Annotated in this window: 14 protein-coding genes and 1 tRNA gene; 5 read left to right on the top strand and 10 right to left on the bottom strand. The window is 63.6% G+C overall.

Annotation, left to right across the window (positions count from 1 at the left end):
• Nucleotides 1-114: 114 nt before the first annotated feature.
• Nucleotides 115-1,104: an AraC family transcriptional regulator gene (locus tag CH262_RS14920; protein WP_032406683.1), complete on the top strand. Its 990-nt coding sequence runs from the start codon at nucleotides 115-117 to the stop codon at nucleotides 1,102-1,104.
• On the opposite strand, the gene CH262_RS14915 is transcribed toward CH262_RS14920, so the two are convergent.
• From CH262_RS14915 to CH262_RS14910, 3 genes are all read right to left on the bottom strand, one after another.
• Nucleotides 1,089-1,820, bottom strand: coding sequence for an AAA family ATPase (locus CH262_RS14915; RefSeq protein ID WP_032400010.1), 732 nt, complete (start codon nucleotides 1,818-1,820; stop codon nucleotides 1,089-1,091). The genes CH262_RS14920 and CH262_RS14915 overlap by 16 nt on opposite strands.
• 3 nt (nucleotides 1,821-1,823) lie before the next feature.
• Nucleotides 1,824-2,000 carry a hypothetical protein gene (locus CH262_RS27675; protein WP_179275014.1) on the bottom strand — a complete coding sequence of 59 codons (177 nt, stop codon included), beginning with the start codon at nucleotides 1,998-2,000 and terminating at the stop codon, nucleotides 1,824-1,826.
• A gap of 63 nt (nucleotides 2,001-2,063) precedes the next feature.
• Nucleotides 2,064-2,140, bottom strand: a tRNA-Leu gene (locus tag CH262_RS14910).
• Nucleotides 2,141-2,260: 120 nt separating this feature from the next.
• Between CH262_RS14910 and CH262_RS14905 the strand changes: the two genes are divergently transcribed.
• On the top strand, nucleotides 2,261-2,893 hold the full coding sequence (locus tag CH262_RS14905; RefSeq protein WP_027497267.1) for an ANTAR domain-containing response regulator: 633 nt from the start codon (nucleotides 2,261-2,263) through the stop codon (nucleotides 2,891-2,893).
• Between the two features lie 174 nt (nucleotides 2,894-3,067).
• Complete coding sequence (locus CH262_RS14900; protein WP_032374321.1) at nucleotides 3,068-4,402, top strand: ABC transporter substrate-binding protein; 1,335 nt, start codon at nucleotides 3,068-3,070, stop codon at nucleotides 4,400-4,402.
• Nucleotides 4,403-4,553: 151 nt separating this feature from the next.
• Here CH262_RS14900 and CH262_RS14895 read toward each other — a convergent pair whose 3' ends face one another.
• From CH262_RS14895 to CH262_RS14880, 4 genes are read right to left on the bottom strand one after another with little or no spacing between them, the layout of a single operon-like run.
• A complete protein-coding gene (locus CH262_RS14895; protein ID WP_094717881.1) occupies nucleotides 4,554-5,357 on the bottom strand; it encodes an ABC transporter ATP-binding protein in 804 nt (267 codons plus the stop codon).
• Nucleotides 5,357-6,451, bottom strand: coding sequence for an ABC transporter ATP-binding protein (locus CH262_RS14890; RefSeq protein ID WP_027497264.1), 1,095 nt, complete (start codon nucleotides 6,449-6,451; stop codon nucleotides 5,357-5,359). Before CH262_RS14890 ends, CH262_RS14895 begins: the two co-directional genes overlap by 1 nt.
• Nucleotides 6,444-7,433: a branched-chain amino acid ABC transporter permease gene (locus CH262_RS14885; protein ID WP_027497263.1), complete on the bottom strand. Its 990-nt coding sequence runs from the start codon at nucleotides 7,431-7,433 to the stop codon at nucleotides 6,444-6,446. Before CH262_RS14885 ends, CH262_RS14890 begins: the two co-directional genes overlap by 8 nt.
• A gap of 7 nt (nucleotides 7,434-7,440) precedes the next feature.
• Nucleotides 7,441-8,781, bottom strand: a complete 1,341-nt coding sequence (locus CH262_RS14880; RefSeq protein ID WP_051365155.1) for a branched-chain amino acid ABC transporter permease — start codon at nucleotides 8,779-8,781, stop codon at nucleotides 7,441-7,443.
• 259 nt (nucleotides 8,782-9,040) lie between these two features.
• Between CH262_RS14880 and polA the strand changes: the two genes are divergently transcribed.
• Nucleotides 9,041-11,782 carry a DNA polymerase I gene (polA, locus tag CH262_RS14875; RefSeq protein ID WP_032370336.1) on the top strand — a complete coding sequence of 914 codons (2,742 nt, stop codon included), beginning with the start codon at nucleotides 9,041-9,043 and terminating at the stop codon, nucleotides 11,780-11,782.
• A 73-nt stretch (nucleotides 11,783-11,855) separates the two neighbouring features.
• Here polA and trxA read toward each other — a convergent pair whose 3' ends face one another.
• The 3 genes from trxA to CH262_RS14860 form a co-directional block, all read right to left on the bottom strand.
• Complete coding sequence (trxA, locus tag CH262_RS14870) at nucleotides 11,856-12,227, bottom strand: thioredoxin (protein ID WP_027497260.1); 372 nt, start codon at nucleotides 12,225-12,227, stop codon at nucleotides 11,856-11,858.
• An 89-nt stretch (nucleotides 12,228-12,316) separates the two neighbouring features.
• On the bottom strand, nucleotides 12,317-13,315 hold the full coding sequence (locus tag CH262_RS14865; RefSeq protein ID WP_032365530.1) for a helix-turn-helix domain-containing protein: 999 nt from the start codon (nucleotides 13,313-13,315) through the stop codon (nucleotides 12,317-12,319).
• Between the two features lie 210 nt (nucleotides 13,316-13,525).
• Entirely contained in the window at nucleotides 13,526-14,032 is a 507-nt protein-coding gene (locus CH262_RS14860) for a 2'-5' RNA ligase family protein (protein WP_094717880.1), read from the bottom strand.
• 9 nt (nucleotides 14,033-14,041) lie between these two features.
• On the opposite strand from CH262_RS14860, the gene CH262_RS14855 reads away from it, so the two are divergent.
• A complete protein-coding gene (locus CH262_RS14855) occupies nucleotides 14,042-15,139 on the top strand; it encodes an isocitrate/isopropylmalate dehydrogenase family protein (RefSeq protein WP_094718007.1) in 1,098 nt (365 codons plus the stop codon).
• Nucleotides 15,140-15,147: the final 8 nt, after the last annotated feature.

Genomic DNA, 15,147 nt, shown 5'->3' with positions numbered 1-15,147 from the left:
CTTCCCGGGGATTCGTCGTGCGCTTCCGACCTTTCCGCGTCACGGGTGGATGGACAATGCGCGCAGGGCTCGAATTCATGTCCGATCGTCCCGGCCGTGGGGGACAATTGTCCGGTGCGTGGAGCCGACCCCTGGAAGTCACCCGATCCGCTCGGTGAGGCTTTGCATTTCCTCCGAATGACCGGGTCCTTCTACGTGCGTTCCGAGATGAGTGGCTCGTGGGGGCTGGCCCTGCCCGCGATGGACGACGCTGTGTGGTTCCACACCGTGGTCGACGGGTCGTGTGTGCTGTCGGTCCCCGGGGAGTCGACGCGTGAGCTCGTTCCCGGCGACTTCGCGTTGGTTCCCCACGGGCGTGGGCACGTATTGGCGGCCGACATCGAGTCTGTCGGCGACGCGACCAGCGTGTACGAGGTGCCACACGATTACGTCAGCGACCGGTACGCGGTGATCGACCAGTGCGATGCGAGCGGACCCGACACCGTGTTGGTCTGCGGGGCCGTCCGGATGGATCATCCTGCGGCGCAGCAGCTTCTTCGGCTGCTACCGGCGGTGATCGTGATCGACGCAGACAGCGAACCACGGCGCGCACGTATGCAGAACATCCTCGCCATGGTGGCCGACGAGGCACGATCGCTCGAACCCGGGGGAGAGGCAGTGATCACCAGGCTTTCCGACGTTCTGGTGATTCAGGCGTTGAGGTCATGGATTGTGGACACTCCGAGCGCGCAGTCCGGTTGGCTGGGAGCGTTGCAGGACGAGCGGATCGGAGGCGCGCTGGCTCGCATTCATCGAAATCCCGACGAGCGGTGGACCGTTGCGGCACTGGCGTCGAGTGCACACATGTCACGTTCGGCGTTCTCGGCTCGATTCACCGCATTGGTCGGCGATTCGGTGATGAGTTACCTGGCGACGTGGCGGATGCAGGTCGCGTACGACACATTGCGGTCCGAGGACGTGGTGCTGGCCGAATTGGCCAGGCGCAGTGGCTATTTGTCGGAGGCAGCATTCGGCAAAGCGTTCAAACGGGCGATGGGAGTCTCTCCGGGGAGTGTGCGTCGTCGTCGGGACGTGGCGTTGGTGCCGGTTCAGTCGAGTAGATGACGGAGATACACGTTCGGATCGTCGAGATATCGCCGCCAGTGCTGGACCAATTCGAGTTCGTCCCAGGTGCTTCGGCGCAGACCGTGTTCACCCACTTCGACGATGTCCGCACCGGGTGTCGAAGCCAGGATCGGTGAATGCGTGGCACAGACGAGCTGCGCCCCCTCCTCGCCCAAGTGGGACATCAGCGCGACCAGGTTCAGGCACGCGGTGAACGACAGGGCCGACTCCGGTTCGTCCAGCACATAGAAGCCCGGTTCGGCCAACATCGCACCGAACATGGTGAGAAAGCCCTCACCGTGGCTCATTTCGGCGGTGTTCTCGTCCCAGAAGCCCGGCATGCCGCCGAGGTTCTCGGCCATCTCGAATGCAGTCTCGGCGCGCAGGAAGAATCCCCGCTTCTGCTCGCGCGGACCCCGCAGCATGCGCGCGCCTCGTGGCGTGGTCTCGAGTTCGAGCACCTCGCCGAGGACGCTCGTCACCTCGTCCAGTCGACGAGACTTCTGCGCTGCCCGACCCCCGCGGGCGTCGATGCCGAAACGCTCTGCGATTGCCTCTACGAGAGTCGACTTACCGGAACCGTTGTCGCCCACCAGAATTGTGACCGGTGCGAGAAACTCGAGTCCCTCTCGCGCGAGGTCGGCGACAGCGGGAACGGTGAAGGGCCACTCCGATCCCACATCGTCGGCGTGGACAAAGGCGCGCTCTACGAACATGATTCAGGCGGTGACCAGGCGGTCGACGTAACCGGTTTCGTGGGCGGAGTCGGCGCTGCAGGTGTAGTAGACCCACTGAGCCGACTGGTCCGCGGAATCTCCGAAACGGTGGTCGACCTTCTGCGCGCACAATCTGCCCGCGCTGGTGTCATGGCAACGAAGACTGCTGGGTATGTACATCACCCCACTGTAGGCGTGATCGGTAGTGGACCCGACCGCTGTCGCGGCCGGTCGATCGTGCTGTGGTGCCCTCGGTGAGACTCGAACTCACACTGGACGGGTTTTGAATCCGTTTCCTCTGCCAATTGGGATACGAGGGCTGGCGTCTTTCAAGCAACGATTGACGAGTGTAGAAGATGCGCTTTCGGCCCCGTGCACCGGTACCCTTCAGTTGCTCGATGCCCCTGAGGGGCGACGACTGTCGAAGGAGACCGGTACAGATGAATGCTCCTGATACGCACGGTACTGGCAAGCCTGCGCTGCGGGTGGTGGTCGCGGAAGACGAATCCCTGATTCGTCTCGACCTGGTGGAGATGCTCCGCGAAGAGGGATACGACGTGGTCGGTGAGGCCGCGGACGGTCAGCAGGCTGTGGAACTGGCTGTCGAACTTCGACCGGATCTGGTGATCATGGACGTGAAGATGCCGCGTCGTGACGGCATCGACGCGGCCTCCGAGATCGCCGAGAAGCGGATCGCGCCGGTGGTGATTCTCACAGCGTTCAGTCAGCGAGAGCTCGTGGAGAAGGCGCGCGATGCGGGTGCCATGGCCTATCTGGTCAAACCGTTCACCAAGGCCGATCTGATGCCTGCAGTCGAGTTGGCCGCGAGCCGATTCGGCGAGATCTCTGCGCTCGAATCTGAGATCGCCGATCTTCAGGACCGACTCGAGACCCGCAAGCTGATCGAGAAGGCCAAGGGCGTCCTGATGGAGTCGCAATCGCTGACGGAACCGCAGGCGTTCAAGTGGATTCAGCGTGCCGCGATGGACCGACGCACGACGATGAAGGCGGTAGCCGAGGTTGTGATCGAAACACTCGGTACTCCGGCGAACAACCCTGTGGCAGAGAGCTGATCGGCCCGCGGAAAGCTACGGCCACGTAAAACTTCGACCTCTTAGGTCACAGTCAGGTCACGAGCGTCGTTCTAGGCCTTGCGAACCGGTTTCGAGCATTAGCGTCTGGTTCACACGTGAGCCACATGTAACTCAGGTGAGCTTCAACGACGAGCAATTTCAAGGAGAACCTAGATGGCAATTCGGACCTATGTCCGCACGGCTGCAGTGCTGAGCGTCACCTCGCTCGCACTGTTCGGCTGTTCGTCGAGCGACGACTCGGGCTCGACCGACTCCACCAGTGCCAGCGGCGGCACGTCGGCCGCGGAAACGACCGTCTCCACCGACTGCACTCCTGAGCAGGCCACCGCCGGATCCACTCCCGACACGTCGCCGCTGGTGGTAGGAACCCTCCTTCCCGAGACCGGCACCCTGGCCTTCCTCGGACCACCCGAGGTCGCCGGTGTCCAGCTGGCCGTCAACGATGTCAACGGTGCGGGCGGCGTCCTCGACCAGCCCGTCACGCTCATCCCCGGTGACTCGGGCGACACCACCACCGACACCGCCAACACCACGGTCGACCGTCTGCTCGCCGGCGGCTCGAACGTCATCGTCGGTGCGGCGTCGTCCTCGGTGTCGCTCAAGGTCATCGACAAGATCGCCAGCGCGGGTGTCGTGCAGTTCTCGCCTGCCAACACCTCCGACCAGTTCGTCTGCTACCCGGACAAGGGCCAGTACTTCCGTACCGCGCCCACCGATGTGCTGCAGGCACAGGCACTCTCGCAGCTGATCGCCGAGGACGGCGCGCAGCGCGTGGCCATCCTGGCTCTCAACGACCCCTACGGAACGGGCCTGGCCAAGAACACCGCCGACAACCTCGAAGAGGCCGGCATCGCGGCAGACCAGATCCAGACCACGATCTACGACCCGAACGCACAGTCGTTCAACGCCGAGGTCGACGGCGTGAAGAACTTCAACCCGGATGCCGTCGCCATCATCGGCTTCGAGGAGTCCGCGAAGATCATCACCCGTATGCACGAGATCGGCATCGGACCGTCCGACGGCACGTTGGTCTACGGCGTCGACGGCAACATGGGCAACGCACTCGGTGAGTCGGTCGCTGCCGGCCTGCTCGACAAGATGCGCGGCACCACCCCGCTGACCGACGTCGGCACCGCGTTCCAGGACCGACTCAAGGGCGTGGATCCGGCATTGGTGGACTTCAACTACGCCGGTGAGTCCTACGACGCGGTCGTCATCTCGGCGCTGGCAGCCGAGCAGGCGAAGTCGACGGCAGGCACCGACATCGCTGCCAACATCAACAGCATCACCAAGGACGGCACGAAGTGCACGACCTTCGCCGAGTGCCTCCCACTCGTCAAGGCCGGCACCGATATCGACTACGACGGAGTCACCGGCGCGTTGAACTTCAGTGACGCAGGCGAGCCCGCCACCGGTTCCTACGGCAACCTGGTCTTCGGACCGGACAACAAGCTGACGACAGACGGATACATCGTCGTCGGTGAGTGATCTGTAACTGCTGCACAGCCTCCGGGCCCGAGTCCTGACATCAGGACTCGGGCCCGGAGTCGTTCGAATACACCACGTTGGGTACCTATGGCGCAGGTACGAGAAAGCCCCGACTCGAACTATGTCGAGTCGGGGCTTCTTGTCGAGAGGGTCAGGCCTTCTTTTCTTTGCTTCCCGCGAGAGTGCCGAGGTAGAGCTCGATCACCTTGGGATCGTTCATCAACGCCGGCCCGGTATCGGTGTAGGCATTGCGACCTTGATCGAGAACATAGCCGCGGTCGCAGATCTGCAGGCAGCGGCGGGCATTCTGCTCGACCATGATGATCGAGACGCCCGCCGCGTTGATCTTCTTGCAGCGGATGAAGACCTCGTCCTGGAACATCGGCGACAAGCCTGCCGACGGTTCGTCGAGCAGCAGCACCGACGGTTCCATCATCAGGGCCCGCCCCATCGCCACCATCTGGCGCTCACCGCCGGACAGTGCACCTGCCTTGACCTTCTTGCGTTCGCCGAGCAGTGGGAACAACTCGCTGACGAAGTCGAACCGCTCACCGAACTTCTTGGGCCGCAGATAGATTCCCATCTCGAGGTTTTCCTCGATCGTGAGCGATGGGAACACGTTCTGTGTCTGGGGCACGTATCCGACGCCCTTGGTCACCAGGACGTGCGCCTCGGCGGAGGTGATGTTGTCACCGCGCAGTTTCACACTGCCCTCGCGGACCGCCACGAGGCCGAACAAGGTCTTGAGCAGAGTCGACTTGCCGGCACCGTTGGGTCCGATGATGCCGACGATCTCACCGTCGTTCAGAAAGAAGTTGCACTCACTGAGGATGTTCACACCGGGGATGTACCCGGCAACCAGACCGTCGGCGCGCAGCAACGCTCCTTCGGCCAGACGCGCATGCTCGCCCGGCGTGGCCGCGAACTCGGCCGGCGTCAAAGTTCGTTCGCTCATCAGTTGTCCTCCTTGGCTCGGTGCGAGCCGCCCGCAGCAGTGTCGGTGGCTGCGGGGCTGACGAACTCCGGTTCCGAAAGATCGCCTCCTGCTTGCAGTTCCTCCACCTCGGCTTGCTTCAATGCCTCGGCCAGTTCGGCGGTGGCTCCGACGGGATTGCCGTCGGCGTCGAATTCGAGTGCTTGATCGTGATGGCTACCGAGATAGGCATCGACGACGGCACCGTTGTTGGAGAGCTCTTCCGGGGTGGACTCGGCGATGATGCTGCCCTGAGCCATTACCACCACCCAGTCGCTGATGTCGCGGATGACATCCATGTCGTGTTCGACGAACACCACTGTCATGCCGTCGTCGCGCAGCGATTTGATGTGGCCCAGAAGCGATTGCGTCAGAGCGGGATTGACCCCGGCCATCGGCTCGTCGAGCATGACGACCGACGGATCGGTCATCAACGCTCGCGCCATCTCCAGGAGTTTGCGCTGACCACCGGACAACGAGCCGGCCAGATCGTCGGCCTTGGCGTCGAGTTTGAAGCGCCCCAGCAGTTCGTAGGCGCGTTCGGTGATCTGACGCTCCTGTGCCTTCCACGTCCATGGCATGAACGTGTTGATCATGCGCTCGCCGCGTTGGCCCGTCGCGCCCAGTCGAACGTTGTCCAGCACAGTCAGTTTCGACAGTGCCTTCGTCAACTGGAAGGTGCGGACGACGCCTTTGCGTGCCACCTGATGTGGGTGCATCCGGCCGAGTTCCTGACCGTCCATCGACCACGTTCCGGTGTCGGGTCGGTCGAATCCGGTGAGCAGGTTGAACAGTGTGGTCTTACCCGCGCCGTTCGGTCCGATCAGACCGGTGATGCATCCGCGCTGGATCTCGAGGTGCGCCACGTCGACGGCCTTGAGTCCGCCGAAGGTACGCGAGACCCCGTCGACCACCAATGTCGCGTCGGGCTTGGCTGCCCCGGGCTCGTTGGCGACGCCGGCGAACAGACTGGCACGCTGATCGCTCGACAGTGCTTTGGCCGCACGTGCTTCGAGTGTGCTGGCTTTCTTGCTCGGTGTCGCATCTGCGGCGGCACCGGTGCTCGGGTCAGGCATTGAGTTGAACCTCTCGCTTGTTGCCGAGAATGCCCTGGGGTCTGAACACCATCAGCACGGCGATCAGAATTCCCAGGAGTACGAATCGGGTGGCACCGACCTGGGCACCGGTGAGGTTGAGCACCGGATCGTCGCCCGAGATCAGTTGCCGCAGAATCGCGTCGGGAATGGACAGCAGGAACCAGAACAGCATTGCGCCGATCACGGGGCCGAACACCGTTGCGGCACCACCGAGAATCAGAGCGCCGAACGCGAAGAACGTCTGCGCGGTCGAATAGAAGTCGGGGTTGATCGACTGCGTCTGCAGTGCGTTGAACACCCCGCCCATACCGCCGATCACGCCGCCGAGAACGAGTGCCTGCATCTTGTAGACGAACACGTTCTTACCCAGCGACCGGGCAGCGTCCTCGTCTTCACGAACCGCCTTGAGAACGCGACCCCACGGGCTGTGTGTCAGCAGGTATACGACCCCGCACAGCAGCAGTACCAACGTCCAGCCGACGAGCATGGCCCACAGGTCGTTACCCAGGAATCGAACGCCGATGAAGCTGTACGTCTTTCCACCCTCGAACGGGCTGAGGTTGGTGAACGGAGCTGCGAATCCGGTGATGCCGTTGGTGGACTTGGTCACCGAATCGGTTGCGGTGGAGCGGAATACCAGTCGCAGGATTTCCGATGCGGCGATCGTCACGATGGCGAGATAATCCGCTCGCAATCGCAGGGTCGGAATGCCGAGCACCAGAGCCAGCAGGCCGGCCGCAGCGAGACCGACCAGAATGCCGAGCCACAGTGGCTGCTCGTAGGTGATCGTGGTGATGCCGACGCCGTAGCCGCCGAGCAGGGCGAAGCCGATCTGGCCGAAGTTGAGCAGGCCGGCGTAGCCGAAGTGCAGGTTCAGGCCGATGGCGAGCAGTGCGTAGAAGATGGCCGACGGGCCGACCAGCTGAGCAAGAGAGATCTGAAGTGCGCCGATGATATCCATGTGCAGGTCACCCGATCCTTTGTCGCGAGCCGAGGATGCCCTGAGGACGGACGACGAGGATGAGAATCAAGACGAGCAACCCTCCGATGTATTTGAGGTCGGGATTGATGACCAACGTCGACCACTGCACGAGCAGACCCACGATGACGCAACCGAGGAATGCGCCGTAGGCCGTGCCGAGTCCTCCGAGCGTGATTCCGGCGAACATGAGCAGTAGGAGTTTGAAGCCCATCTCCCATTGCACGCGGCCGCCGAGTTCGGAGAGCCCGAACAGCACGCCGCCGAGGGCGGCCAGGCCGCCACCGAGGCACCAGACGAACGTCACGACGCGCTCGACGTTGATACCCGACGAGGCGGCCAGATCACGGTTGTCGGCCACCGCTCGCATGGCTTTACCGATCTTGGTGCGCTGCAACATCAGTGCGACGCCGATGAGGACGACGACGCTGATGACGATGCAGGCGAGGTTGACGTTGGTGATCGACAGTGGGCCCCAGTCGTTCTCGGTCTGAGCCTGGTAGTCGTCGAATGGCTCCGAGCGGTCGGAGAAGAAGATCAGGATGAGGTAGCGCAGCGCAATGGCGAGTCCGATCGTGACCACCAGCTGAGCGATCAGGCCGGTTCGACGTTTACGCAACGGCCGCCAGATCAGGGCGTTGTTGAGCCAGCCGATCGCGACTCCGACAATGATGGCCAGCACGGTGGCCGGGATCAGTTGTATCCCGAGGCTCACATTGAAGAACCACGCCGCGACGGCTCCGAGCGTCACGAGTTCGCCGTGTGCGAAGTTGGTCAAACCCGTCGTTCCGAAGATCAAGCTCAGACCGACGGCGGCGAGCGCGATGACCAGACCGAAGCGGAAGCCGTCGACCGTGGTGCGCACGAACTTCTCGTAGAACGGGGTGCTGGTCGCGGTCCTGGCCTCACCGAAGGAGAAGATGACGGTGTTCGAGCGACCGGCCTGCACGTCGCGCTCGACCTCGCCCTGCACGCTCACCCCGTCGGGGAGCGTTTCCTGGACCACCTGGAATGTGTATGTGCCAGGCGACAATTCGAGAGTCCAGCGTCCGCCGGTCTCGCTGGTGGTGCGGGCCACTTCGCTGCCCGACGCGTCGAGCGCCGCAACATCGACACCTTCGAGGCGTTCTCCACCGTTGTTGAGCGATCCCGCGACGCTGACGGCGTCTGCGGGCGGTGCCTGTTCGGCACTGGTTCCCGGCGCCGCCGGGGGAGTGGGGGTAGGTTCCTGCGCCAACGCAGGCGCACTGAACAGCAGCGCCGCAATGGAACTCAGGATGGCGAGTAGGAGTGTTCGCTGGAAGACGCGAACTGCAGATCTTGCGCGCAACCTCGGTGGTTGCACCTTTCTGGTCCATCGAACATTTGGAGCCACGCACGTCCTCCGGACGGTTGTCGTTGAGTCACGGGATGGGGATTTACTGCAATTGTCGGACTCTATCCGTTGAAAGGACGCAAAATCGGCAACTGAGATTTCCGGAAAGTATCGGTTGTGTTTCGCGCTGCGCGAGATCGGTGCCGCCGCGATTGCGTCGCGGTGCCCGCATCCGGCTACGTGATGTCGGACCCGCTACCTAGACTGGTCAACCGTGAGCCCAGTAACCGACAAAAGTGCAGCACCCGCAGCCCGGACCGATGCGAAGTCAGCCGAAGAGCGTCCGACGCTGCTCCTCATCGACGGTCACTCGATGGCCTTCCGTGCCTTCTTCGCGTTGCCGGCGGACAATTTCAAGACAACGAGCGGGCAGTCCACCAATGCCGTCTACGGGTTCACCTCGATGCTGATCAACCTGTTGCGAGACGAGAAGCCGACGCACATCGCCGCCGCCTTCGACGTGTCACGGCAAACGTTCCGAGCCGAGCGGTTCCCCGAATACAAGGCGAATCGGAGCAAGACGCCGGACGAGTTCGCGGGCCAGGTGGACATCACCAAGGACGTGCTCGGTGCCATGGGCATTCCCGTGATGGCCGAGGCAGGATTCGAAGCCGACGACATCATCGCCACTCTGGTCACACAGGCCGAGGCACTGGGCTATCGCGTCCTCGTGGTCACCGGCGATCGTGACGCACTGCAGCTGGTCACCGACAACGTCACGGTGCTCTATCCCCGCAAGGGTGTCTCGGACCTGACGCGATTCACCCCGGACGAGGTCGCCACCAAATACGGTCTGACTCCGTCGCAGTACCCGGACTTCGCAGCTCTGCGCGGAGATCCGAGCGACAACCTTCCCGGCATCCCCGGCGTCGGAGAGAAGACGGCGACCAAGTGGATCATCGAATACGGGTCGCTCACCGCACTCGTCGACAACGTCGACAAGGTGAAGGGCAAGGTGGGCGACGCATTGCGGGCCAACTTGTCGAGTGTGGTGCTCAACCGCGAGCTCACCGAGATGGTGCGCGACGTGCCGTTGCCCTTCACACCTGATCAACTCGAGCTGGCCCCGTGGGATCGCGAGAAGATCCACGCCCTGTTCGACGATCTGGAGTTTCGCATCCTGCGGGATCGACTGTTCGAGACACTCGCCTCGGTCGAGCCCGAGGCAGAAGAAGGGTTCGACGTTCGGGGCGGCATCGTCGCGCCCGGGGAGTTGGCGGCGTGGCTGGACGAGCACGCGTCCGACGGTCGGCGTAGCGGGGTATCCATCCTCGGACCGCGCAGGCCGTACGACAGCGATGCGACATCGGTGGCCATCGCGGCAGCAGACGGCGAGGGCGCCTTCGTCACCACGACGGCTCTCGACGAATCCGACGAACGCGCATTGGCCGCGTGGTTCGCCGATGCGGATCGACCCAAAGCTCTGCACGAGGCGAAGTGGGCACTGCACGCGGTTCGTGGTCGGGGATGGACGCTCGGTGGGTTGACGACCGATACCGCGCTCGCGGCGTATCTCGTCCGGCCCGGTCAGCGGTCTTTCAACCTCGACGACTTGTCGCTGCGCTACCTCAAGCGCGAACTACGCGTCGAAGACGCGGGCGAGGGGCAGATGTCACTTCTCGACGCCGAGGACACCGCTGACGCGGCATTCGCCGAGGGCGAAATTCTCAAGGCGCGGGCGGTCATCGATCTCGCCGACGCTCTCGACGCGGAACTCGCGGCAATCGAGTCGACCACTCTGCTCTCGGAGATGGAACTGCCGCTGCTGACAGTGCTTGCCGATATCGAAGCCACGGGCATCGCAGTGGACGGCGATCACCTGCGCTCGCTGCAATCGGGTTTTGCTGCGCAGGTCGACGAGGCCGCGAATTCCGCGTACGGCGTGATCGACAAGCAGATAAACCTCGGATCGCCCAAACAGCTGCAGGTGGTGCTGTTCGAGGAACTCGACATGCCCAAGACCAAGAAAACCAAGACCGGGTACACCACCGACGCCGACGCACTTCAGGGGCTGTTCGAGAAGACCGAGCATCCGTTCCTCAAATTCCTGCTCGACCACCGTGATGCCACACGAATGAAGGTGACGGTGGACGGCCTGCTCAAGTCCGTCGCCGACGACGGCCGCATTCACACCACGTTCAATCAGACCGTCGCGGCCACCGGACGACTGTCGTCGACGGAACCGAACCTGCAGAACATCCCGGTGCGGAACGAGGCGGGTCGCCACATCCGCGACGGCTTTGTGGTCGGTGCCGGCTACGACACTCTGCTCACCGCCGATTACAGCCAGATCGAGATGCGCATCATGGCGCACGTATCCGGTGACGAGGGGCTGATCGAAGCGTTCAACACCGGTGAGGACCTGCACAGCTTCGTCGGTTCGCGCGCGTTCGGCGTACCGATCGACGAGGTCACCCCGGAACTACGCCGTCGAGTCAAGGCCATGTCGTACGGCCTCGCCTACGGACTCAGCGCGTTCGGCCTCGCCGCGCAGTTGAAGATCTCCACCGACGAAGCCAAGCAGCAGATGGAGGCGTACTTCGCTCGCTTCGGCGGCGTGCGCGACTACCTGCGCAACGCGGTCGAGGAAGCCCGAAAGGTGGGCTACACCTCGACGCTGTACGGCCGTCGTCGTTACCTGCCAGATCTCAACAGCGACAATCGTCAGCGTCGCGAGGTCGCCGAGCGTGCGGCACTCAACGCTCCGATCCAGGGCACTGCCGCAGACATCATCAAGGTAGCGATGATCGACGTGCACAAGTCTCTGGCGGAGTCGACCTTGAAGTCGCGCATGCTGTTGCAGGTGCACGACGAACTGGTACTCGAGGTCGTCGACTCCGAGCGCGAGGAAGTCGAGGCGTTGGTGCGTGACAAGATGTCGTCGGCCATCGAATTGTCGGTGCCCCTCGAGGTCTCGGTCGGCACCGGTCGCAGTTGGGATGCCGCAGCTCACTGAATCGGGCCATGGCACAGCGAAGGGCCGCTCACCGGATTCGGTGAGCGGCCCTTCGTTTTGTGCTGTGAGGGAACTACTCCGCTGCGGGTGCCTGCTCGGCGATCTGCTGACGGACGACGTCCATGTCGAGTGCCTTGATCTGGCCGACGAGGTCTTCGAGCGCCGGAGCGGGCAATGCGCCGGGCTGGGCGTAGACCAGGATGCCCTCGCGGAATGCCATGATCGTCGGGATCGACTGGATCTGCGCTGCAGCGGCCAAGCCCTGTTCGGCTTCGGTGTCGACCTTGGCGTGCACGATGTCCGGGTGCGCGTCGGAAGACTTCTCGAACGTCGGCGCGAACTGGCGGCACGGACCGCACCAGGAGGCCCAGAAGTCGACCAACACCACGTCGTTGCTGGTGACGATCTCGTCGAAATTCTGCTGAGTCAAAGTCTGAGTGGCCACGCGTACCCTTTCGATTGATTGCGCTTCTTGTTCGTCTCAACGCAGAGGTTCTCCGGAATCTTCCCGGACCCACTCTTCTCCGTGGTCCGTCACACGGGTTGCGGCGCGGCCCGGAATGTTCGGCGGTACGAGTTGGGCGTCGTGCAGCGAAGTCTGACGAAATGCTGGCGCAGGGCTGCGGCATTGCCGAAACCGACGACTTCGGCGATCGAATCCATCGGCAGGTCGGAGTTCTCGAGGAGCTGCTGCGCAGCCAGTACGCGTTGGTCGTTGAGCCACCGCGCGGGCGTCGTGCCGGTCTCGGCGGCGAACTTGCGGGCGAATGTACGAGCCGACATGTTCACCCGCGCAGCCAGTCGGCCGATCGTGAGTTCCGAATCGAGGTTCTCGGTCATCCAATCGAGCAACGGTGCCAACGTTTCGGTTCGGATCGCCGGTAGTGGACTGGTGACGAACTGCGCCTGGCCGCCGTCACGGTGTGGCGGAACGACCATTCTGCGCGCGATTCCGTTGGCCACGACACTGCCTTGGTATTTGCGGACGATGTGCAGGCACAGGTCGATACCGGCCGCCGTGCCCGCACTGGTCAGTACATTCCCGTCGTCCACGTAGAGAACGTTCGGATCGACCTGGGCCAACGGGTATTTCGCGGCCAGGGAGGCCGAGTGTCGCCAATGGGTCGTACACCGCCTGCCGTCGAGCAGGCCCGCGGCACCGAGTACGAACGCGCCGTTGCACAGGCTGGCGACCAGCGCGCCTCGGTCCACCGCCGCACGGAGTTTGTCGAGTAGTGGCTCGATCGAGGGGCTGTACTTACTGCCGCACACGTAGCTTCCGTCGTCGGCCGATTCGGTGCCGCCGGCCGGAACGATGATCAGATCGGCGCTGTCGAGCCGGTCGAGATCGTGGGGCACATCGATCGTGTAACCCACCCTGGTGCGAATCGTGTCGGGGACCCCGGCGATCAACGAGAAGTCGTAGGTGGGCAGTCCCTCGTCGGAGCGGTCGAACCCGAACACCTCGCAGGCCACGCCGAGCTCGAACTGCTCGGTCAACGGCAGCAGTACTGCGACCACCTTCTTCAGCATGACAGCAGTATGGCAGAAAATCGACGATACATGTCTTTACTGCCACTCGTGGTGGGTCGGCGCAGGTAGGACGCTGGTGGCATGACAATTGTACTGGTGGTTGTGTTGATGTTTCTCGCCCTCGATGCGTGGGTCGCTGTCGGCCGCACGCCGGATACACATGCGGAGGTGACGCAATTCGGAGACTTCCGGTTCTGACAGGCCCGACGGTCAGCCGATGCGCCATTCGCACTTGTTGTCGCCGTCCCACCGACGCAAGGCAACGGCAGAGCCGATCAGGTCGTCCAGGTGCGGGCACAGCAGGCGCGTCGCGGCACCGGCTTCGTCGGGTGTCAACCGCCGGGCCAGCGTCACGTGCGGCGTCCAATGCCCGATGGCGACGTTGTCGAACGAGCCCGGGCCCACGGCGGCATGCATCCGAGCATGCAGGTCGAGCAGTTCGACGCTCGGCACGACCAGACGGGCCAGGGTGGCGGTCCGGCCACCGAATACGACGAGGCCGCCGAGACGAACATCGAACGGGTCGAAACGCACAGCCGTACCGGAATCGACGGACGCGGGCATGGACGACGTCACCGAGACGGTGATGTGCGGGCGATTCGACTCGCCCCGATGACGGTTCTGGCTCGGCAGGCCGGCATCGGAGAGTGCCGCCCACTCGCGGCGAACCGCAGTATCGAGCCCCGAGTCGAGGAGGAGTTCGGCGGTCTGCACCATGTAGTCATGATGGCGCAGACGGACGGACGAGATGCACCGACTTTACGAATTGGGGCCATGACCGGCGACGGCATCGGTCACGAGATCGTCCCTGCGACGATCCGGGTGGTGGACGCAGCTCTGGCCGCTGTGCACGGTCCCGTCGTCGACTGGCAGCACTTGCCGCTGGGGTTGGGTGCTCTCGACGAGCACGGAACGCCGATGCCCGAGCGCACGTTGAACGAGCTCGGCAGGCTCGAGGCGTGGATTCTCGGGCCACACGACAGCGCGTCGTACCCCGAGCCGTTCCGATCTCAGCTGACTCCGGGCGGACGAATTCGCAAGCATTTCGATCTGTTCGCCAACATCCGTCCGGCCAAGGCACTCCCCGGAGTGCGCGCGATGTCGTCGCAGATGGACCTGGTGGTGGTGCGGGAGAATACCGAGGGCTTCTACGCCGACCGCAACATGTTCGTCGGCAGTGGCGAGTTCATGCCCACGCCCGACGTAGCGCTCGCGGTGGGAGTGTTCACCCGTTCGGCGTGCGAACGCATCGCTCGTGAGGCCTTCTCGCTCGCAGACCGGCGGCGGAAGAAAGTGACGATCGTGCACAAGACCAACGTGCTGTCGTTGACGACGGGGTTGTTTCGCGATGCCTGCCGGTCCGTCGGCGAGGAGTTTCCGCAGGTAGACGTCACCGAAGAGCACGTGGACGCCCTCGCGGCGCATCTGGTTCGACGCGGTGAGGACTACGACGTCATCGTGGCCGAGAACATGTTCGGGGACATCCTCTCCGACCTGACCGGAGAGCTGTCCGGGTCACTCGGCACGGCACCGTCGATCAACTCTTCGCGTACCCAGGCCATGGCGCAGGCCTCCCATGGATCCGCCCCGGATATCGCGGGCAAGAATCGCGCCAACCCGACGGCACTGTTCCTGTCGGCCGCGATGCTGCTCGAGTGGCTCGCCGATCGGCACGGGGACGAACGGCTCGCCGCCGCAGCCGGCCGGATTCGGCACGCCGTGGACGACACCGTCGAATCCGGGGTCGCGACAGCAGACCTCGGCGGGCAGGCGTCGACCAGCGCCTTCACCGAGACCGTCGAAGCCAGGGTGCACCGGCGCTGATCGACTAC

The sequence above is a fragment of the Rhodococcus sp. 05-2255-1e genome (genome assembly GCF_002259025.1).
Lineage (GTDB): Bacteria > Actinomycetota > Actinomycetes > Mycobacteriales > Mycobacteriaceae > Rhodococcoides > Rhodococcoides fascians.
Note: the sequence above shows the minus strand (reverse complement) of the source record. Positions and strands in the feature narration are given on the sequence as shown.